The organism is Vibrio sp. (genome assembly GCF_047973365.1).
Taxonomy (GTDB): Bacteria; Pseudomonadota; Gammaproteobacteria; order Enterobacterales; family Vibrionaceae; genus Vibrio.
The window spans coordinates 32,100-52,769 of the sequence record NZ_JBKEBW010000026.1 but is presented as its reverse complement, the minus strand read 5'-3'; the positions used below and the strand labels follow the sequence as shown (position 1 = coordinate 52,769).

General features: G+C 44.2%; 18 protein-coding genes and 1 tRNA gene. 5 read left to right on the top strand and 14 right to left on the bottom strand.

The window, feature by feature from the left end:
* Window positions 1–319: 319 nt before the first annotated feature.
* The 9 genes from ACK5MF_RS04475 to ACK5MF_RS04435 form a co-directional block, all read right to left on the bottom strand.
* Entirely contained in the window at window positions 320–1,225 is a 906-nt protein-coding gene (locus tag ACK5MF_RS04475; protein WP_416919766.1) for a helix-turn-helix domain-containing protein, read from the bottom strand.
* Window positions 1,222–1,503, bottom strand: coding sequence for a hypothetical protein (locus tag ACK5MF_RS04470; protein ID WP_416919764.1), 282 nt, complete (start codon window positions 1,501–1,503; stop codon window positions 1,222–1,224). The genes ACK5MF_RS04475 and ACK5MF_RS04470 overlap by 4 nt, the downstream gene beginning before the upstream one ends.
* Window positions 1,500–1,709: a hypothetical protein gene (locus ACK5MF_RS04465; protein WP_416919762.1), complete on the bottom strand. Its 210-nt coding sequence runs from the start codon at window positions 1,707–1,709 to the stop codon at window positions 1,500–1,502. Before ACK5MF_RS04465 ends, ACK5MF_RS04470 begins: the two co-directional genes overlap by 4 nt.
* A gap of 469 nt (window positions 1,710–2,178) precedes the next feature.
* Window positions 2,179–3,045 (bottom strand): Bro-N domain-containing protein, encoded by an 867-nt coding sequence (locus ACK5MF_RS04460; RefSeq protein ID WP_416919760.1) that lies wholly within the window; start codon window positions 3,043–3,045, stop codon window positions 2,179–2,181.
* Window positions 3,038–3,238 carry a helix-turn-helix transcriptional regulator gene (locus ACK5MF_RS04455; protein WP_416919759.1) on the bottom strand — a complete coding sequence of 67 codons (201 nt, stop codon included), beginning with the start codon at window positions 3,236–3,238 and terminating at the stop codon, window positions 3,038–3,040. Before ACK5MF_RS04455 ends, ACK5MF_RS04460 begins: the two co-directional genes overlap by 8 nt.
* Window positions 3,235–3,450, bottom strand: coding sequence for a helix-turn-helix transcriptional regulator (locus ACK5MF_RS04450; protein WP_416919756.1), 216 nt, complete (start codon window positions 3,448–3,450; stop codon window positions 3,235–3,237). Before ACK5MF_RS04450 ends, ACK5MF_RS04455 begins: the two co-directional genes overlap by 4 nt.
* Window positions 3,451–3,552: 102 nt before the next feature.
* Window positions 3,553–4,413: a hypothetical protein gene (locus tag ACK5MF_RS04445; RefSeq protein WP_416919754.1), complete on the bottom strand. Its 861-nt coding sequence runs from the start codon at window positions 4,411–4,413 to the stop codon at window positions 3,553–3,555.
* 27 nt (window positions 4,414–4,440) lie between these two features.
* The gene (locus ACK5MF_RS04440; protein WP_416919752.1) at window positions 4,441–5,673 is read right to left on the bottom strand and encodes an integrase arm-type DNA-binding domain-containing protein; all 1,233 of its coding nucleotides are present in this window, start codon (window positions 5,671–5,673) and stop codon (window positions 4,441–4,443) included.
* 154 nt (window positions 5,674–5,827) lie between these two features.
* Window positions 5,828–5,912: transfer RNA gene (locus tag ACK5MF_RS04435), tRNA-Leu, on the bottom strand.
* A 189-nt stretch (window positions 5,913–6,101) separates the two neighbouring features.
* Here ACK5MF_RS04435 and ACK5MF_RS04430 point away from each other — a divergent pair.
* Window positions 6,102–6,575, top strand: coding sequence for an RDD family protein (locus ACK5MF_RS04430; protein WP_416919750.1), 474 nt, complete (start codon window positions 6,102–6,104; stop codon window positions 6,573–6,575).
* Between the two features lie 53 nt (window positions 6,576–6,628).
* On the opposite strand, the gene lptG is transcribed toward ACK5MF_RS04430, so the two are convergent.
* Entirely contained in the window at window positions 6,629–7,699 is a 1,071-nt protein-coding gene (gene lptG, locus ACK5MF_RS04425; RefSeq protein ID WP_416919748.1) for an LPS export ABC transporter permease LptG, read from the bottom strand.
* A gap of 3 nt (window positions 7,700–7,702) precedes the next feature.
* On the bottom strand, window positions 7,703–8,806 hold the full coding sequence (gene lptF, locus ACK5MF_RS04420) for an LPS export ABC transporter permease LptF (protein WP_416919746.1): 1,104 nt from the start codon (window positions 8,804–8,806) through the stop codon (window positions 7,703–7,705).
* A gap of 191 nt (window positions 8,807–8,997) precedes the next feature.
* On the opposite strand from lptF, the gene pepA reads away from it, so the two are divergent.
* The 3 genes from pepA (at window position 8,998) to ACK5MF_RS04405 (ending at window position 14,001) form a co-directional block, all read left to right on the top strand.
* The gene (gene pepA / locus ACK5MF_RS04415) at window positions 8,998–10,506 is read left to right on the top strand and encodes a leucyl aminopeptidase (protein WP_416919744.1); all 1,509 of its coding nucleotides are present in this window, start codon (window positions 8,998–9,000) and stop codon (window positions 10,504–10,506) included.
* A gap of 56 nt (window positions 10,507–10,562) precedes the next feature.
* Window positions 10,563–11,012, top strand: a complete 450-nt coding sequence (locus ACK5MF_RS04410) for a DNA polymerase III subunit chi (protein ID WP_416919742.1) — start codon at window positions 10,563–10,565, stop codon at window positions 11,010–11,012.
* A gap of 127 nt (window positions 11,013–11,139) precedes the next feature.
* Entirely contained in the window at window positions 11,140–14,001 is a 2,862-nt protein-coding gene (locus tag ACK5MF_RS04405) for a valine--tRNA ligase (protein ID WP_416919740.1), read from the top strand.
* 62 nt (window positions 14,002–14,063) lie between these two features.
* On the opposite strand, the gene ACK5MF_RS04400 is transcribed toward ACK5MF_RS04405, so the two are convergent.
* Entirely contained in the window at window positions 14,064–15,026 is a 963-nt protein-coding gene (locus tag ACK5MF_RS04400; protein WP_416919738.1) for a D-2-hydroxyacid dehydrogenase, read from the bottom strand.
* Window positions 15,027–15,056: 30 nt separating this feature from the next.
* On the bottom strand, window positions 15,057–15,794 hold the full coding sequence (gene rluA / locus ACK5MF_RS04395; protein ID WP_416919736.1) for a bifunctional tRNA pseudouridine(32) synthase/23S rRNA pseudouridine(746) synthase RluA: 738 nt from the start codon (window positions 15,792–15,794) through the stop codon (window positions 15,057–15,059).
* A gap of 269 nt (window positions 15,795–16,063) precedes the next feature.
* Between rluA and ACK5MF_RS04390 the strand changes: the two genes are divergently transcribed.
* Window positions 16,064–17,332, top strand: a complete 1,269-nt coding sequence (locus ACK5MF_RS04390; protein ID WP_416919734.1) for an NRAMP family divalent metal transporter — start codon at window positions 16,064–16,066, stop codon at window positions 17,330–17,332.
* A 115-nt stretch (window positions 17,333–17,447) separates the two neighbouring features.
* Here the strand turns inward: ACK5MF_RS04390 and rapA are convergent, their stop codons facing one another.
* A complete protein-coding gene (rapA, locus tag ACK5MF_RS04385) occupies window positions 17,448–20,357 on the bottom strand; it encodes an RNA polymerase-associated protein RapA (RefSeq protein ID WP_416919732.1) in 2,910 nt (969 codons plus the stop codon).
* Window positions 20,358–20,670 lie beyond the last annotated feature (313 nt).

Genomic DNA, 20,670 nt, shown 5'->3' with positions numbered 1-20,670 from the left:
TGCCACAATTCCTGCTCACGAGTAAGCTCTGGTTCTGGCTCAGTCAACTGAATACGATGTTTATTCAAATCAATTAGTTTGCAAATTGCTTGCATATCGCCCTGATTAGCCTTTTCTTTAAGCTTCTCGATGTACTCGCGTAGCTCTTTCACTGTTGGCTGAAGTTGCTTTCCTCGCATAACAAAACCCCTGTGTAAATAAACATGATTTATTGTATGTAAGCAGCAGATTTTGTCTAATTCAAGCTAATTCTTATTGATGAAATTCAATGAAATTAAATGAAACAACTATCATGTAAAATTAGTGATTTAAGTCAAATTCACGATAACAGTGGACTATCAATATATTTTTCAAAGAACCTCATCGTTCCTTGTGGATGCGCTTTAGCAGCCATTTGAAGCCTCATGATTGGATTAAACACTTTGTCTGGCTCACCAAGTTCCTGATGTACAAATTCGCATAGACTCAAACAGTCATCCTTCGAGTTTGTATCAATAGCGAACTCATCCATCCCCCATCGAATTGCATCACAATCAGCCTCGTTTGGTGTGGCACTCAACTTACGGTTGTATTTCCGCTTTACAAATCCCTTGATGTAAGTCCAGAAGTTGAGAACGTCCGTTTCTGAAATATCAAAAACAAAATTATTAGGCTGCTTGTCGATAAGCGTGTTTTCGCTTTCGACCCCCGTATTTATATTCTTATTTATATTTACTTTATATTTGTCGGTCACTGTGACCGCATCTCGTGGACTGTGTGACCGTATCTCAGGGGACTGTGTGACCGTATCTCCGATTTTTTTAGCTTCATTTTTTGAAAGTTGTCCACAGGCTTCGGTCATAGTGACCGCATCAAAACCGTTAGTTGTGGTCATAGTGACCGTATCTAACGACTGAGTATCGGTCACAGTGACCGCATGGAGTTGTTCATTTTCCATGTTTAGGACATAAACATTAGGGTGTGATCTTCCCTCTCGGGTTCGCTTTCGAATAACGACTATGAGGTCTAAATCTTCTAAATACTTAATAGCCCTCCGCACAGTTTTCTCACCTATTCCCATCTCATAGGAAAGTGTTTCTACTGTGCGCCAGCACGAATTTTCATTATTGGCATATCGAACCAACGTCTGAAGAAAGTAGCGGTTATTCCCACCATTGATCATAAGCTTAGCTTTATCAAAAAAGTCCCATTGAGCCGCCTTGAAACTATGTGTAGGTTCATTCATAGCCGTTCCTTAGCTTCAAACAATACAAAGCTATCGTCTTCCATCTTCACTACTGAATCATCGTCAAACCAAACCTCAATAGACTCACACTCTTGGCTCTTATTACCTGACCAGAATTGCAGATAGATATCAGGGCGTGACTCGTTCATTGCTTGGCAATAACTTTCCCTAAGAGATTTCCACTTATCGATGTTTTCAGCGGTATGGTGGCTAGTCGGCAACTGATCACAAACCAAATTAACAAAGCCGATGAATTGATTACCTTTACTTGGTTTCATGCTGTCACCCCCATAGAACGGCTAGGAGTACGGGAAACAAAGACCAAAGGCATGCCAGATAATTGCTTACGGGCTAGTGGCTCAGATTGAGCTACTAAAGATACGGTACGAATACGTTTGAAATCAGACAGCGCACGAACGCCACCAGCGATAATGAATGTGTAGATCATTGCTGTGGTTACAGCTTGGGTAGGGGTAGTAGTCATGATGACCGCCTCCTTATGATGATTTTTATAACCACCACCTAAGAGGCTAATCTTATTGGTGGTGGACTGATCAAGGTTAGCCTTACCGCTCATAAGGAAACGGCGCGCCGAAGCGCCCTCAACCAGCCCACCATAATTTTGATGTAACTCCCCCAAGGAATTACAAAAATGTGTGCAGATTGTACGCATAAAAAAACCAGCTACATCAAAGTGCTGGCGACTATGCGCCTTATGATAAAACAGGAGGCTAATCCCGGCTACGGATTTTGCCGCAGCAAGGAGAGAATAAACGTATTCAATAACTACTGTCAATCTGCTTAGGCTGAATTTGGGCAAGCCGAACCCCTGCGAATGAATCGCATATATTGTATTTGTCATCATATTTGGCCTGTTAAGTACCTCAAATTGAGGAACTATCTCATTGCGAGAGTTAACTAAAGGGGTCTCCTAAAATTTAGGCAGCCCATTGCTAGATATCCGGTTTAGGCTGGTGGGCTGTGATCTGCTCTTTAGTTAGCTGGCTGGTGGTGTAGCTCCCGTTCCAGTCCTTACGCATGGGTAACTTGCCGTTTCTGTACAGCTTGTACAGCAAAAAAGCGCCACTTGGTGTAACGAGTGATGTGTAATTTCTTTTGCCCGGTGCGTATTCGTATGAAGTACATTCAAAGGCTTTGTTTCGGTATGGCGCCGATGGACGAAACCCGTGTCTTTCACGGATAAGTATTCCCAAGCGAACTAAAGCACCTTGAACTTCCTGAGTGTTAACTCCGTTCAACTGCATACAAAACGCTGGTGGTGTGATACCTGAGGCTAATTGAGTAGAAAGGTCAGATAAAGCCGAATTTAAGCGCTTATTCTCAAGCTCTTGCTCTTGTATCCGACTTTCAGCCACCAGTACAGCTTTAGCCATGAGTTCTTCTGGGCTAAGTTCTTCCTGTCCTGCTGTATAACCACCATGTTTACGAATAGATGGTAGAACTTCACCAGTTACCCATTCCTGAAACTCTTCTGCCTTTGCCAGCTTAGAGCGCATGATCAACGAATACAGACCAGATTCATTGATGGTTGTCACTTCCTGTGTTCCACCAGGGGAGCGCCAATTCACCGCCCCCTTGTTTTTATCTTTAACTAACTTACGTATTGCGTCTCTTGGACGTTTATAACCAAGTGCCTGAGCAACTTCATTTGCAATGAACCATATCTGGCCATCTTCACCAGGTAAAACATTCAACTGACCAAATTCAGAGTTAGTAAAAGGGATATGCTCAATTTTGACCGCCCCACTACCGATACAATTAAGCGGTTGTATTTGAGCCGGTAACGATTCATTAGACATGTTTCCACTCTCCACGAATCCATAGATCAACATCGCTCTTTCTCCAACCAACAGCACGACCGTTAACTAACAAAGGGGATGGAAATATCTTATGTTTCTTCCACCAGCGCCAAATCGTTATACGGTTGCGATCAAGTAGTTGTTCAAGTTGGGGAACGGAATAGAGCTCTTCATGTTGGTTAGCTTCGCTCATGCACTAACCTCATCACGTTGAGCGATTTGATTTTCAACCCATTCCATAACCTCGGATTCAACCCAAGCCACAGAACGGCAACCAAGAGATACAGATTTAGGGAATAGACCGGCATTCATGCGGTCATAGATGGAGCTACGGGATAAGCCTGTCATGCGAATTACTTCAATCATGCGCATTAGGCGTCGTTTGGTGTTTGCTTGTTCTGTCATGTTGCCCTCGTCTATTTCGTTATATTCGACAAGGGCAAGGCTAACGGACTGTATATAAAAACAGTGGGTAATCCCCAATAAAATTTGGGTAATCCCCAAAAGTTATTGTTCTGTCTCTTTATAAACTTCTTTCATAAAATAATCGTAACCAGTTGATATATCTTTACGAATTTCAGAAGTAATGCTGTTATCAAAAGACTTCAATATCTCTTGAATTTTATTACCTATTGAACTGGCATTAGGCTTACCACCTTTCCTATAAGCCGCTTTTTCATCTGCAAGAATAAAGGCTAATGCTCCAATTGCTTTTAATTTTGCTTCATCTCCAGACTTAGACAACTTTGAGTCACTGGTTTTATTTTGGTTAGCTTGATGTCTCAACTTCTCATTGTTGTGAACATTCTGTAGTTCGCCACTATCACCATACAAAGATCCATATAACTTGCGTAAATCGGAGCCGATTATTCGAATACACGATTTATCTAGATTAGGTGCATTAAATCCATATACAAAAATAGTATCCTCTCCAATTTTAGAAATTGGTTGTTCGTAGATAAGTTCCCCATCTCGTGAAGCTGGTCGCAACCGTGAGTCTTTATCTTCATTTCCATGAATTAAATTTGCCGTCGTCGATAAATCTACAATGCGCCAAAGCCCCTCAAGATAAGCTGATACATGAGCAGTTGCACTAGAATGGGAATAATCTAAAGACTTTATATCGGCATATGACATTTCAGTGCTGATAGCTTCATCTAAATAGTTGCTAATATTCTCACTGTCCATGAACATGAACTTAGAGCCAAATATTAAATCTGAGTTGCTTTCCTGTCCCATCATGAAGACATAGGCACCAATAGCGCCAATAGTTAAGAAATGCTCTATATCTTCACTTTCGCATTCCAATAACTTAGCCGCACGATCTATGCTGCAGTACTCAATATTATTAATTAGCTTTTTATTCACGATGTCACATCCTCTTAAATTGAATGATTAAGCTATTCTCAAACCTCGAATACCAACCTTTAATGTTTCGCCTTTGCTGGCTTGTTCAATACGATCACTCCACCAGCACATAACCGGCTTTCTTCGTTCCAAATAGTCGGAATGGTTATACGCTCGCCTGATCTTGTTTGGTTCTTGGTGTGATAATGCGCTCTCGATAACATCACCATCAAAACCCTGAGCATTTAATGTCGTACTCGCAAGACCACGTAAACCATGAGCTGTAGTCCTGTCTTTAAAGCCCATACGCTTAAGAGCTGCGTTCGCAGTCTGGGTGTTGGCATGAGTCTTAGGGTTACGGTCTGCAGGGAAAATATATTCTCTATGGCCAGAAATTGGCTTCATGTTTTCAATAATGCTCAAAGCCTGAGGAGTAATAGGTACCGTGTGAGTAGTGTGCATCTTAGGTACCGGAACAACCCAAACCATTTCATCAAAATCAATCTGTGACCATTTAGCTGTTGCCGCTTCACTAGGTCTAACCATGGTATGAAGTTGCCACAAAATAAGGTTTCTGGTCGTAGTTGATAGGTTGGCATTATCGATGGAGGCAACGAGTTCGGGGAGTTCTTCGGGACTAAGGGCAGGATTATGTTTCACTTTCTGGGATGGATAGAGCTTAGTGAGTTCAACCAGGGGATTAAATTCAATGGCGCCATTAACCACAGCAATACGCATGATCTCATTTGCAATGATACAAATACGTTTGACCGTTTCTATCTTGCCTTGCTTAGCAATCGGGTCGAGAACACCTTTCATCAACATTGGCTTAATATCTATCACCGGCACATGGCCAACTGCAGGTCTTAAATATTTCTCCACCATTCGAGCACGTTTGTTATATGTCGTGATAACGGTAGTTTCTTTCTTGATAGCTAGGTATTCATCAGCGAACGCTGCAAAAGTGTTAGTGAGCTCATTAAGTTTAGATTGCTCTAATGCCAACTTGTGAGCTTTTGGGTCGATACCTTCGGCAAGTAACTTTCTAGCATCATCTCTCGATTTTCTCGCTTGGGATAAAGTCACCTCGGGATAAGATCCCAGTGAAATGTTGGTACGAGTCTTAGTTACAGGGACTTGGTATTTTAAAACCCATTTTTTCTTACCATTGGTAAAAACTCTCAGTTGCAAACCTTTTCCATCAGACAAGGAATAATCTTTCTCTTTAGACTTGGCTTGTTGTACTTGAGTATTAGTTAAAGGGGTTACGATTTTTGCCATCGATTCAAGTCCCATAGGAAACTGTGGTACATCCTATGGTACATAAATTACTGGCTGCAACAATACCTCTTCGACACTCTCGAAACTAAGGTATTGATTTTTCAAGGGGCTATAAAACGAAAAAAGACGTCTTAGGACGTCTTCATCTTAAATATGGTACCGGTAGGCGGACTTGAACCGCCACGCCCGAAGGCAACGGATTTTGAATCCGTCGTGTATACCAATTTCACCATACCGGCATCTAGGCTATTGCCTTTGATGTTTGGCATTATACGTAAGAAACTAACCGGCGCAATAGCAATATATTGAAAACAAAATCGTTTGCTGAATATTTAGCCATAAAAACCGAACCTGTGCACTTGCTCTCTTTTCAGCACTGATTGCAAGCTATATCCTTGCGGCCATCTAATTAGGAATACACGCTCGTTATGAATACAACTACTTTGCCAACCGCTGGCTTCTTTCGCCGTTTAGGTGCTTTAATTTATGATTCATTGATTGTTATGGCCATACTGATGATTGCAGGTGGTATTGTGGTAGCCATTATGGAAGCATTTGTGGCGGCGGGATTAATGAATTATGCACCCTATAAAGATGCTAGCGATTTATTAACCGGTCACCCAATTTGGAGCTCTGTTTATACTATTTATCTAGCATTCGCCTGGATTTATTTTTTCGTCTATTTCTGGACGCGAGCTGGACAAACTTTAGGGATGAGAGCGTGGAAGATTGTTGTCCGCAATACCGACGGGAACAGTATTACCATTACACAAGCACTGATTCGACTTGCAACTTCATGTTTTGGCTTAGGCAACCTAACGGTTTTGATTGATCCTCAAAAGCGCAGTTTCCAAGATATGTGGGCAAAGACAGAAGTTGTTGTATTACCGAAAGTCCGTTAACACTGCTTCTCAAGATTTAAACCGTAAAAAGAAGGCTAAGCCTTCTTTTTTATTTAGAGTTTTCGTCTTAACAGCAATAAGGCCACAGTTAAGAAAACTAAGCTTGGCGCAATGGCACCAAAAACGGGCGGAATGCGATAGACCAAACTGAGTGGACCAAAGAACTCACTAGAGATATAGAAAGTGAAACCGGCAATTACACCAGACAAAATTCTAGCCCCCATAGTGACACTTCGCAGCGGACCAAATATGAATGATAGAGCCATTAGCATCATTACTGCGATAGAGAATGGTTGAGAAATTTTGCGCCAAAAAGCTAATTCATAACGAGATGCGTCTTGTTCCGAAGCCTTTAGGTAGTGCACATAATCATAAAGACCACTTAACGCAAGCTCTTCCGGCTTCACCGTTACTACCGCTAATTTATCCGGAGCCAAAGCCGTTTGCCACCGATATTCAGGCAGAGACTGTTTTGAAATCACAATATCATCGTTCATATCGGTAACTTGAACATCTTTCATTACCCAATCATTTTCACCGATATAGTCAGCTTGCTTAGCAAAATACACCTGACGCAATTGCTTACTCTCATCAAAACGCCACATATTCATGCCGTATAAATGGTTGTCATCTATCTTAGCAATGAAAATAAAATCGTTCGCATCTCTAGCCCATACACCGGTGCGAACAGATAGAATTTTACCGCCGGAAGTCGCGAATGAACGCAGATCTCGCGCCATTTTCTGAGCCTGTGGAGCACCCCATTCCCCTAAAAGAGTAACGATAATCATGAGAGGAACAGCCGTTTTTAAAACCGATAATCCAATGTCTAGTTTGGAAAACCCTGCGGCTTGCATAACAACCAGCTCAGAGCTAGCAGCTAATGCGCCTAAACCGATAAGTGCACCTAATAAAGCCGCCATTGGGAAAAACATTTCAATATCGCGAGGAGCACTGAGTAACACAAACAGTAGCGCTTGAACCAAGTCGTAGGTACCACTGCCCACCTTACGCAGTTGTTCTACGTATTTGATAATTCCAGACAAACCGACAAAAGTAACCAGAACCAAGGTGCTCGTGGCTATGATTGTTCGTCCGATATACCAATCCAAAATTTTAAACACGGCCTAGGCTACCTTTTTCTTCTGTTTAAATTTGTCTTTCACTCTTCTCACCGTAACACTATCCATTAAGTTGGCAGCAATCGCGGCTAGTAACAGCAGCGCATTTATCGGCCACATACCAATAATCGAAGGAATACTACCATCTTCAATCGCCGATTTAGTCGCACTAATTGCTAAGAAATAAGTAAGGTAAATGAGTATTGCTGGCCCCATCTTGGCAAAACGCCCCTGCCGTGGATTAACTGCCGATAAAGGCACCACCAACATAGTTAATAGCGGGATACAGACCACCAATGAAGCTCGCCATTGAAGCTCTGCCTGAGCTTCCGGACTGCTATTTTTAAGCAGTTCTAAAGTTGACATAGCCTCCCAATCTCGACCTTTTTGCTTTACTTCGCGTTGACCAATCAAACCTTCGTATTCATCAAACTTAGTCACCATGTAATCAACACGTGTCGGCACACCTTCATAACGAGTCCCTTCATACATAGTGATCATTTGTCGACCATCACTTAACTCTTTTACGTTGCCGTAGTTAGAAAACATCACACTTGGAAGAATTGATTCACGTGGTGCTAGCTGTGCTACAAACACATTAGATAATTTACGATTTTCAATATTATCGATGAAAACGACTGAAGAGCCATCAGGAGAACGTTGAAACTGTCCTTTTTGCAACAAGTCGACACTGTTCTCTGAAGCCAATTGTTCCATCATGGATTCAACTTTGTCCTGACTCCATGGTGAAAGCCACATAGAGTTAAAGGCAGCGACGCTCGCGGTAATCACAGCCAGATAAAGCGCAGCGCGGACTAAGAATTTGTTACCGATGCCTGTTGCATTCATAACGGTAATCTCACTTTCAGCATATAATCGACCAAAAGTAAGCAGAATCCCAATATAGAGACTTAAAGGCAGCATGAGTAACCCCATTGCAGGCATGTTTAAGCCAACAATGGATAAAATCATTCGAGCTGGAATTTCACCGTCGGAAGCATCAGCCAAAACGCGAATAAATTTTTGGCTTAAAAACACTAAAAATAGTACGAAAAATATCGCAAATTGACTCTTTAGTGTTTCGCGGATCAAATATCTAACAATAATCACGCTGAAATTACCTATACAAAACTTGTTTTTTTGATGGAATCACTATAATTTCTCGTTGAATCTTTTATTTTTTTAATTTTTGACTAACTGTTAGTACACTTAACAAAGAGGTAATCCTGATAAGGATTCAACAAGTGTAGATGCATTATCTAACATTTAGTTCTATTTGTCTTCAAGATGTAGGAGTACGCATGGAGTTCAGTGTTAAAAGTGGTAGCCCTGAAAAACAACGCAGTGCATGTATTGTTGTTGGGGTATTCGAACCACGTCGCCTTTCTCCAGTCGCAGAACAGCTCGATAAGATCAGCGACGGCTATATTAGTTCACTACTTCGCCGTGGTGACCTAGAAGGTAAACCGGGCCAGATGCTACTTCTGCATCAAGTTCCAGGTGTTCTTTCTGAGCGCGTATTACTAGTTGGTTGCGGTAAAGAGCGCGAACTAGGTGAGCGACAATACAAAGAAATCATCCAAAAAACCATCAGTACTTTGAACGAAACAGGTTCAATGGAAGCGGTGTGCTTTTTGACTGAGTTACATGTAAAAGGTCGCGATACTTACTGGAAAGTTCGTCAAGCAGTTGAAGCCACCAAAGACGGTCTCTACACTTTTGACCAATTCAAAACTATCAAGCCTGAAACTCGTCGTCCATTGCGCAAGCTGGTATTCAACGTACCCACCCGCCGTGAGTTAAGTCTAGGTGAGCGTGCAATTGCACACGGTTTGGCAGTTTCATCAGGTGTGAAAGCTTGTAAAGATTTGGGTAACATGCCACCAAACGTAGCAAACCCAGCTTACTTGGCTTCTCAGGCCCGTCGCCTTGCAGACGATTACCAAACCGTAACAACAAAAATTATCGGCGAAGAAGAGATGGAAAAACTGGGTATGAGTTCATACCTAGCGGTTGGTCGTGGTTCGAAAAACGAATCTATGATGTCTATCATTGAGTACAAGGGCAATCCTGACCCAGAAGCAAAACCGATTGTTCTTGTGGGTAAAGGCTTAACATTCGATTCAGGCGGTATTTCTCTTAAACCAGGCGAAGGCATGGATGAGATGAAGTACGACATGTGTGGTGCCGCATCTGTATTTGGCACAATGAAGGCACTAGCGAAACTCAATCTACCCATCAACGTCATTGGTGTTCTGGCAGGCTGTGAAAACATGCCGGGGGGTAATGCTTACCGTCCAGGTGACATCTTAACCACTATGTCAGGTCAAACGGTTGAAGTGTTAAATACCGATGCGGAAGGCCGTTTGGTGCTTTGTGATGCACTGACTTACGTTGAGCGCTTCGAGCCAGACTGCGTTGTTGATGTAGCAACGCTGACTGGTGCGTGTGTTATCGCATTGGGCCACCACATCAGTGGCGTGGTATCAAACCACAACCCTCTAGCTCACGAACTTGTCAATGCTTCCGAGCAAGCCAGTGATCGCGCATGGCGTCTGCCAATGGCTGACGAATACCACGAACAACTAAAGAGTCCATTTGCTGACATGGCCAACATCGGTGGTCGCCCGGGTGGTGCTATTACCGCGGGTTGTTTCCTGTCTAAGTTCGCCAAAAAATACAACTGGGCACACTTAGATATTGCAGGTACTGCTTGGAAATCAGGCGCAGCGAAAGGGTCTACCGGTCGTCCGGTCTCAATGCTTGTCCAGTTCTTGCTCAATCGCAGTGGTCAGGAGATCGAGGAATAATCCTCCTTGATAAAAAGGGCCGCAAGGCCCTTTTTTAGTAATACGGTTCGATACACATGCCTACAGCAACTTTTTACATCATCAAACAAGATAGTCCTCAAAGCTCTGCACAAGGGTTTAATAACTATGTGGTTTATCTCTGCCAACATTTTTCACGTCAGGGAGCTAAGGTGTACGTACAATGTGGGGATAAATCCCATGCTGAAAGCATTGCTGAATGTTTTTGGCAAGTGGCACCGGGCGATTTTGTTGCCCATAATCTAGTGGGAGAAGGACCGAAATACGGCACTCATATCGAAATTGGCCATGTAGGCGTAAAACCTTCCTGGAATCGCCAGCTGGCAATAAATTTGGCCGATAATCATACAACCTTTGCGAACGCCTTCACAGAGGTGGTAGACTTCGTCCCCTGCGAAGAAAAAGCAAAACAATTGGCGCGTGAACGTTATAAGTTGTATCGCCAGGCTGGTTATCAATTGCAGACCATTGAAATCCAGTATCCCTAAATCTAACGGGATAACAATAAAGGTTCATCCTTATAGTTAAGCTCTCTTACTCAAGAGAACTCACTTATAGCGATTTACCCAAATATAGAACTTAAATTAACCATCAAAGTATCCATTTAAGAGCACTATGGAAAAGACATACAACCCAACATCAATCGAACAAGATCTGTATAAGACTTGGGAAGAAAAAGGCTACTTTAAGCCTCACGGTGACACATCAAAAGACGCATACAGCATCATGATCCCACCACCGAACGTCACTGGTAGCCTTCACATGGGTCACGCATTCCAAGATACCATTATGGATACCTTGATTCGTTGCCAACGCATGAAGGGTAAAAACACCCTTTGGCAAGTGGGTACAGACCACGCTGGTATCGCAACTCAAATGGTTGTTGAGCGTAAGATCGCAGCAGAAGAAGACAAAACCAAGCACGATTACGGCCGTGACGCATTCATCGATAAAATTTGGCAATGGAAAAACGAGTCTGGTGGCACAATCACTAAACAGCTTCGTCGCTTAGGTGCATCGGTTGACTGGGATCGTGAACGTTTCACTATGGATGACGGCTTCTACAAAGCGGTTCAGGAAGTGTTCGTTCGTCTATACAAAGATGATCTTATCTATCGTGGTAAACGTCTGGTTAACTGGGATCCAAAGCTACACACAGCAATTTCTGATCTTGAAGTTGAAAACAAAGACGTTAAAGGCAACATGTGGCACTTCCGTTACCCTCTAGCTGATGGTGTTAAGACTGCTGACGGTAAAGACTACATTGTTGTTGCAACCACTCGTCCAGAAACCATGCTTGGTGATACAGGTGTTGCAGTAAACCCAGAAGACCCTCGTTACAAAGATCTTATCGGTAAAGAAATTATTCTTCCTATCGTTGGTCGTCGCATCCCTATCGTGGGTGACGAGCACGCCGATATGGAAAAAGGTACCGGTTGTGTGAAAATCACACCTGCGCACGACTTCAACGACTATGAAGTCGGTAAGCGCCACCAGCTTCCAATGATCAACATCTTCACTTTTAATGCTAACGTGCGTAGTGCTGCGGAAGTATTCAACTCAAACGGTGAAGCGAGCGACGCATACAGCACTGAACTTCCAGCTAAATACCAAGGTATGGAGCGTTTTGCTGCACGTAAAGCTATCGTTGCTGAATTTGAAGAGCTTGGCTTACTAGACGAAATCAAAGATCACGATCTAACCGTTCCTTACGGTGACCGTGGTGGCGTAGTTATCGAGCCAATGCTAACTGACCAATGGTATGTGCGCGCAGCTATTCTTGCCAAGCCAGCTGTTGAAGCGGTTGAAAACGGCGACATTCAGTTCGTACCTAAGCAATACGAAAACATGTACTTCTCTTGGATGCGTGATATTCAAGACTGGTGTATCTCTCGCCAACTATGGTGGGGTCACCGTATTCCAGCTTGGTATGATGCAGAAGGCAACGTATACGTTGGTCGTACAGAAGAAGAAGTTCGCGCAGACAACAATATCCCAGCGGATGTTGCACTAAACCAAGACGAAGACGTTCTGGATACTTGGTTCTCTTCTGCGCTTTGGACGTTCGGCACTCTTGGCTGGCCAGAGAAAACAGACGCACTGAAAGTATTCCACCCATCAGAAGTATTGGTGACAGGTTTTGACATCATCTTCTTCTGGGTTGCTCGTATGATCATGATGACCATGCACTTCATCAAAGATGAAGACGGCAAACCTCAAGTTCCATTTAAGACCGTTTACGTGACAGGTCTTATCCGTGACGAAAACGGCGACAAGATGTCGAAATCGAAAGGTAACGTGCTGGATCCTATCGATATGATCGATGGTATTGATCTTGAGTCACTAGTAACTAAGCGTACTGGTAACATGATGCAACCGCAACTTGCTGCGAAGATCGAGAAAAATACACGCAAAACATTCGAAAACGGTATCGAACCATACGGTACTGACGCACTACGCTTTACTCTAGCAGCAATGGCTTCAACAGGTCGCGATATCAACTGGGATATGAAGCGTCTTGAAGGTTACCGCAACTTCTGTAACAAACTATGGAACGCAAGCCGTTACGTAATGATGAATACAGAAGAGCAAGATTGTGGTTTCGCAGCAGGTGCAGAGCTTGAATACTCTCTAGCGGATAAGTGGATCGAGTCTCAATTTGAACTAGCAGCAAAAGCGTTCAACGAGCACATCGACAACTACCGTCTGGATATGGCAGCAAACACGCTGTACGAATTCATCTGGAACCAATTCTGTGACTGGTACCTAGAGCTGACTAAACCAGTATTGTGGAAAGGCATCGAAGCGCAGCAACGCGCAACACGTCGCACGCTAATCACAGTACTAGAGAAAACTCTGCGTCTGGCTCACCCAGTATTGCCGTACATCACTGAAACTATCTGGCAAAGCATCAAGCCGCTAGTAGACGGTGTTGAAGGCGACACTATAATGCTACAGGCTCTACCTCAGTACGATGCTGCGAACTTCAACCAAGAAGCGCTAGATGACATCGAATGGGTGAAAACCTTTATTACTGCGATTCGTAACCTACGCGCAGAGTACGACATCAACCCAGGTAAACCGCTTGAAGTGATGTTGAAAGTTGCCAACGAGCAAGATGCTGCACGTCTTGAAGCGAACAAACAAGTACTGGTTTCTTTAGCGAAACTGGAAAGTGTTCGCGTGCTTGCCGCGGGTGAAACCACACCGGCATGTGCAACGGCACTGGTAGCAAAATCTGAGCTGATGATCCCAATGGCTGGTCTGATCGATAAAGATGCAGAATTGGCTCGTCTAGCGAAAGAAGTGGCGAAAACCGAAGGCGAAATCAAACGCATCGAGGGTAAGCTAGGTAACGAAGGCTTCGTTGCGAAAGCGCCTGAAGCGGTTATCACCAAAGAGCGTGAAAAGCTGGAAGGTTACAAAGACACTCTAGCGAAGTTAGCAGAGCAGAAAGCGACGATTGCTGCGCTTTAATCTAAGCTAACAACCAAACCCAAAAGGCAGCCTAGGCTGCCTTTTGTTATCTGTTGAGGAAATCATACCACTCGATTTTGCTCTGTCCCGGCCACAAACGCTTCAATATTATTGATTAGAATCTTTACTAACTGACTGATGGCAGAATCACTGCCCCACGCGACATGAGGTGTCAGTAATAAGTTGGGCAGATCCATATTCGCTAACAGTGGGTTATCAATATCCGCTGGCTCTTGGGTAAAGACATCCACACCAGCCCCTGCAATTTGACGTTTCTTCAGCGCATCCACCAGCGCGAGTTCATCAACTAATCCACCACGACCGGTATTAATCAGAATCGCATTAGGCTTCATCTGGGCAAACTCTGGCTGCGAAATAATATTTCGAGTGGCTTCGCTTAGAGGGCAATGCAAAGAAATTACATCGGCTTGTTGCAACACTTGTTCAAAGGGCAGGTAGCCCTCACGGCATTCAACAGCGCCTTTGCGCTCGGCGTACACGACATTCATAGCCAAAGCTTTCGCCAGCTCAGCCGTTGCCTTACCTAATGCCCCACTGCCAATAATACCCATTGTTGAACCGGCAATATCACCGATCGGATGAGTAAAGAAGCAGAACTGTTTATTACGCTGCCATTCTCCCGCTGCGATGTCATGATGATAGCCCATCAGATTGCGGCGCAGGGCGAACATCATTCCAATGACGTGCTCTGGTACAGAACGTGTCGCGTATCCTTGAACATTACAAACGGCAATCTTGTGGCTACGACAATACTCAATATCCACGTTATTTACGCCCGTAGCAGAAACTGCAATCAGCTTAATCTGTGGTAGCTGCGCCAAGATGTCGCCGCTAATCACCACTTTATTGGTTATCACGATATCTGCGTTATAAATGCGCTCAAATATCTGTTCAGGATTGGTAAAGTCGTATTCTTGCCATTGATGCTCAATGGCAAGAGACGGTAACTCGATATGCTTGGGGATGGTCGCTCGATCAAGGAAGACGATTTTAGGGACTGACATGTATACTCCTTTCTAGCCACCTAATGAGCATTACGATTTAGGCAGCGTTTTATAATCTGGCAATTTTCTCTCAGGATCGAAGTGCTGCAAAATTTCTTCCTGCGCTTCGGGATAAAAGTCACAAGGTACAAAAATACTTCGTAGCCAGTGGCTGCGAGGGTGATAAAAACTCAATTCGGCAGCGTGCAACTGCAAACGATCTGTAAAATCAATCGCTTCCTGTGACGCATAAAATTCATCGCCAACAATGGGATGCCCCAATGCCATCATATGAACACGTAATTGATGAGAACGTCCAGTCACTGGAAGCAAACGAACGACCGTGGTTTTCTCTTCACGCTTAACCACCTGGAACATAGTTTGCGATGGTTTACCGTTTTCAAAGCAAACCATCTGTTTTGGACGGTTTGGCCAATCGCAAATCAATGGAAGGTCAATCATGCCCTCGTCCTGCTCAACAATACCCCACACGCGAGCGTAATAGATTTTATGTGTCAGGCGATATTGGAACTGCTTTTTCAATGCCGATTCCATATAGGTATTTTTGCCAAACAGCATTAAGCCGGACGTCGACATATCTAAACGATGCACGACTTTCACGTCTGGGTATTGTTCAACCAGGCGACTCCACATGCTGTCATAGTGCTCTTCCAGTCTACCGGGAACAGACAGCAATCCAGACGGTTTATTAACCGCAATAATGTAGTCATCCTCATAGACCACATCAATCCACGGATCCGTTGGTGGGTGGTATTCAGTCATCGCCATGAAAGTCATCTCAAATAAAAAAATCGGCGCATTATAGCAGCTAAAAAGCCCACTGTTATCTGCAAAATCAAGTAACGATTACAGCAACAAATGCTTCAATCATACGGAATACGAAAAAAGTTCCCAATACATTGTAAATATAAATTGACACAAAAAGCATCTGTGATATTGATGTGTAGTATTGACATTATAGTCAACCTGACTAGCAAAGCTAGCGGGCTATAAAAAATATATCAAACACAACATCACAATTCTAAGGAATAACAAGAATGGAAAATGCCGTATCATATCCATCAGAACAACGGCTATCTTTGTCTCAACTATTACGCTCTTTAGGGCCTGGGATAATGATGGCTGCCGCTGCTGTTGGTGGCTCACATCTCGTTGCATCAACCAAAGCTGGCGCTATTTATGGCTGGCAGTTAGCGGTACTGATTCTGCTGGTAAATCTATTTAAATACCCATTTTTTAAAGCCGGAGTTCAGTACACCATGGGCACGGGTGACAGTCTGGTTGAGGGCTATGCCAAACTGGGAAAATCTTATTTATGGGTTTTCACTGTGCTGGCTGTCTTTTCCGCCATCGTCAACACTGCTGCACTATTGATGTTCAGCGCCAGCTTACTTGGCTATTTCATCCCCTTCGAACTATCACTACCCGTGCTATGTGGCATCGTATTGGTTACCTGTCTGGTGATTCTATTCGCCGGTCACTACAAAGCGTTAGATACACTATCTAAAGTCATCATGGCCGTATTAACCATTGCTACATTACTGGCTGTTGCGATTGCGGCAGCAAACCCAGCACCAGTAAGTGCAGTCGCAGCGGAAACGCCATGGACTTTGGCTGCCATTGGTTTCCTAGTGGTAACCATGGGTTGGATGCCAGCACCAATTGAAATTTCAAGCCTGACTTCTGTATGGCTAAAATCTCAATGTCGCCAGCAAAAAGTCACCGCTCAATCAGCACTGTTTGACTTCAACGTTGGTTATATCGGAACTGCCATTCTGGCGGTCGTGTTCCTAGCTCTTGGGGCGTTGGTACTCAATGGCACCGGTGTGGAACTGTCTAAATCGGGTGTGGGCTTCTCGCATCAGCTTGTGGGTCTTTACGCATCAACTATCGGTGAGTGGTCTCGTTACCTAATCGCTGTTATCGCCTTCTTCTGTATCTTCGGCAGTACCATTACCGTAATTGATGGTTACTCACGTGTTATCGCCGAATCACAACGCCTAATTAAAGAAGACAAAGAGCAAAGCCCTAAAGTACTTCAAGCATGGATGATCGTCGTTTCCGCAGCGGCACTGGCGATTATTTTGTTCTATGCCTCAGCACTGATCCCTATGCTTGATTTCGCTATGATCATGGCATTTATGACCACACCAGTATTTGCCTTGCTAAACTACATCCTAGTAACCAAAACAGCACTGCCAAAAGAGTTAGCAGTTGGTCCAAAACTAAAAGCACTGTCTATTCTTGGCCTAGTGTACTTATTTGGTTTCCTTGCGCTATTCATCTGGTGGAAGTGGATGATGTGATCCGGATAAGCACCTATTGCAGATAAGACAAAGGCCTTCAGATGAAGGCCTTAACTTTAATAACAAACTTATCGTATAACGAACTTATCGTGTCACAAACTAATTGCGTCACAAACTAATTGTGCGCCACCACAATCAGACGCAGGGAATCTAGCTGATATTGCGCCTGGCTGATATAGCCAGAAAGCTCGTTAACCTGCTGTTCAATCACGTCAATCTCTTCATCACGAATGTTTGGATTGACCGCTTTCAACGCCTGTAAACGCTCCAGTTCAGAGTTTAAGCTATACTCCATCTCTTTCTGCGCTTGTTCACGAATCGCTTGCACCTCTTCCACAGCGAAGGCTTCACTTGCTGTGATTAAACGATGTACATCATTTTGTACACTGCCAACCAATTTGCTGGCTAAATGACGATTCACAGGACTGAGCTGACGGTTAAAGCCTTCAAACTCAACTTGGCTTGAAAGGTTATTACCACGAGCATCCAATAAAATACGAATCGGTGTTTGCGGTAAGAAACGGGAAATACCACTGCGTTTTGGCGCTTGAGCATCCACTAAGTACACCAACTCCAACAGAATCGTCCCTACGGGCAACGATTTGTTTTTCAGTAGCGATACTGCTGATGTCCCGACACCTTCACTCATCAACAAATCAATACCACCTTGGATCATTGGGTGTTCCCAACTGATAAAGTGCATGTCTTCACGCGACAGAGCAGTATCACGATCAAAGGTGATCGTCGCACCTTCATAAGGCAAACCCGGGTAGCTTGGCACCATCATATGTTCGGATGGCGTTACAATAAGCGCATTTTCACCGTGGTCGTCTTGATTCAAACCTATGGTATCAAACAGACTTAATGCGAAAGTGACCAGATTGGTATCTCCATCTGTCGCCGCGATTTTTTCGGCAATCTCCAACGCTTTGTCACCGCCATTCGAATGCATCTCTAACAGGCGATCGCGCCCATGCTCTAACTGAGATTTCAGCGTTTTGTTCATCTTTGCTGACTCTTCGATGATCTCATCCAGATCATCGCTACCACCAGCAGCCAAAGCAGGGACTAAACGTGATACAAACGCATCATAAACTGCGCGCCCCGTCGGGCAAGTTTCGGCAAAAGCATTCAAACCTTCATCGTACCAACGAGCCAATATGCCTTGCGATGTGCCTTCAAGGTAAGGAACAAAAATATCAATGTCGCGCTGCTGACCGATACGATCCAAACGACCGATACGCTGCTCAAGCAAGTCCGGGTTAAACGGCAGGTCAAACATCACTAATTGGTTCGCAAACTGGAAGTTACGACCTTCTGAGCCGATTTCACTACAGATAAGCACCTGAGCGCCGCCTTCTTCTTGCGCAAAATACGCCGCCGCTTTATCGCGCTCGATGATTGACATTCCTTCATGAAATACCGTTGCGCGAATACCTTCACGCTCGCGAAGCGCTTGCTCAAGTTGCAATGCCGTGTTGGCACGCGATGCAATGACTAGGATCTTATCGCTACGTTTTGCTTTTACTTTTTCAATCAGCCAGTTCACACGTGAATCAAACTGCCACCAGCTTGAATTTTCACCTTCAAATTCCTGGAAGATCTCTTCTGGGTAGAGCATCTTCATCGCACGAGCTTCAGCCGTGATCTTGCCGCCAATCAACCCAGACACACGCATGGATGTCTCATACTGAGATGGAATTGGCATCGGCATCAAATGCACATTACGCGTTGGGAAACCTTTCACCGCTGCACGTGTATTTCTAAACAGAACGCGACCCGTTCCGTGACGATCCATTAAATTATCGACTAATTCTTGACTGGCAGAAGCTTTCTCTTCATCGCTTGCCTGACTTTCCAGCACGCGGAAGAGCGGTTCTACGTCTTGTTCAGAGAGCAGTTCGGTGATTTGGTTTTTCGCTTCATCACTGAGCTTCTGCCCTGAAAGCAGTGCGCTTACCGCATCGGCCACTGGTGCATACTGCTCTTCTTCCTGCACAAAGGCGTCATAGTCGTAGAAACGATCAGAGTCTAGCAAACGTAGACGCGCAAAGTGACTCTCGCGGCCAAGCTGCTCAGGTGTAGCAGTCAGAAGAAGTACACCCGGTGTACGTTCCGCTAAACCTTCAATCACCTGATATTCACGGCTCGGATTATCTTTAGACCATTCAAGGTGGTGCGCTTCATCGACAACCAATAGATCCCATTCAGCTTCTAATGCTTGTTCAAAACGCTGACGACTCTTGCGTAAGAAGCCTAGCGAGCACAATACATATTGCTGCGTCTCAAATGGGTTGTCGGCTTCAGAAAACGCCTCGACACAGCGCTCTTCATCAAAGATAGAGAAGTGCAGGTTAAAGCGACGCATCATCTCCACCAGCCATTGGTGTTGCAGTGTTTCAGGCACCACAATCAGAATGCGCTCGGCACGACCAGAAAGCACCTGTTGGTGGATGATCATGCCCGCTTCGATGGTTTTACCCAAACCCACTTCATCAGCCAGCAGAACACGTGGTGCATAGCGACGCCCCACTTCATGAGCAATATAGAGCTGATGAGGAATCAAACCTGCGCGCATACCACACAAGCCACGCATTGGGCTCTTGTGTTGCTGGAATTGGTTAGTCAGAGAACGGTAACGCAAGACAAAATTGTCCATACGATCAATCTGACCTGCGAACAGCTTATCTTGCGGCTTGTTGAAGCGAATTTGATTGCTGAGGAAGATTTCACGCAGAGCTACACCGGACTCTTGCGTATCTTCACGAGTGCCGAGGTAGGTTAGCAAGCCTTGATCTTCAACCACTTGCTCTACTTTAAGTGACCAGCCTTGTTGGCTATCAATAACGTCGCCGACATTAAAGGTCACTCGCGTTACCGGAGCATCATTGCGAGCGTACACTCGGTTCTCTTCTGACGCTGCAAACATAAGAGTAACAGTTCGCGCATCCATGGCTACGACTGTACCTAAACCTAAATCGCTTTCCGTATCGCTAATCCAGCGTTGCCCCAAAGCAAAAGTCATTAATCGACTACCTCATCAATTTGGATTGGATAATTATAAATAGAAATCTGCCGCATAAAGAATTCAGCTCCTAATTATGATCGCTTTAGAAGAGTGCAACAGAAAAAGGTCGCTAATCTTACTTGATGGCGTGATGCAGGTCACGTTGATTCCCAGCATTTTTTCTACAAATGCCAGATGACATCAAACTGTAAGAAACCAGTGGCATTTGTTAGATAAGACGTTGCTATACTCAATACAGGTAAACAGATAACACCGAATGAAATTTGGCACAAAGTCTGCTTATCATGACAGTGAGTATCAACTCGGGTTT

Coding starts and splice junctions, on each gene's coding strand:
- ACK5MF_RS04475 (WP_416919766.1), bottom strand. CDS start 1,225: ATGAATGAACCTACACATAGTTTCAAGGCGGCTCAATGGGACTTTTTT.
- ACK5MF_RS04470 (WP_416919764.1), bottom strand. CDS start 1,503: ATGAAACCAAGTAAAGGTAATCAATTCATCGGCTTTGTTAATTTGGTT.
- ACK5MF_RS04465 (WP_416919762.1), bottom strand. CDS start 1,709: ATGACTACTACCCCTACCCAAGCTGTAACCACAGCAATGATCTACACA.
- ACK5MF_RS04460 (WP_416919760.1), bottom strand. CDS start 3,045: ATGTCTAATGAATCGTTACCGGCTCAAATACAACCGCTTAATTGTATC.
- ACK5MF_RS04455 (WP_416919759.1), bottom strand. CDS start 3,238: ATGAGCGAAGCTAACCAACATGAAGAGCTCTATTCCGTTCCCCAACTT.
- ACK5MF_RS04450 (WP_416919756.1), bottom strand. CDS start 3,450: ATGACAGAACAAGCAAACACCAAACGACGCCTAATGCGCATGATTGAA.
- ACK5MF_RS04440 (WP_416919752.1), bottom strand. CDS start 5,673: ATGGCAAAAATCGTAACCCCTTTAACTAATACTCAAGTACAACAAGCC.
- ACK5MF_RS04430 (WP_416919750.1), top strand. CDS start 6,102: ATGAATACAACTACTTTGCCAACCGCTGGCTTCTTTCGCCGTTTAGGT.
- pepA (WP_416919744.1), top strand. CDS start 8,998: ATGGAGTTCAGTGTTAAAAGTGGTAGCCCTGAAAAACAACGCAGTGCA.
- ACK5MF_RS04410 (WP_416919742.1), top strand. CDS start 10,563: ATGCCTACAGCAACTTTTTACATCATCAAACAAGATAGTCCTCAAAGC.
- ACK5MF_RS04405 (WP_416919740.1), top strand. CDS start 11,140: ATGGAAAAGACATACAACCCAACATCAATCGAACAAGATCTGTATAAG.
- ACK5MF_RS04400 (WP_416919738.1), bottom strand. CDS start 15,026: ATGTCAGTCCCTAAAATCGTCTTCCTTGATCGAGCGACCATCCCCAAG.
- rluA (WP_416919736.1), bottom strand. CDS start 15,794: ATGGCGATGACTGAATACCACCCACCAACGGATCCGTGGATTGATGTG.
- ACK5MF_RS04390 (WP_416919734.1), top strand. CDS start 16,064: ATGGAAAATGCCGTATCATATCCATCAGAACAACGGCTATCTTTGTCT.
- rapA (WP_416919732.1), bottom strand. CDS start 20,357: ATGACTTTTGCTTTGGGGCAACGCTGGATTAGCGATACGGAAAGCGAT.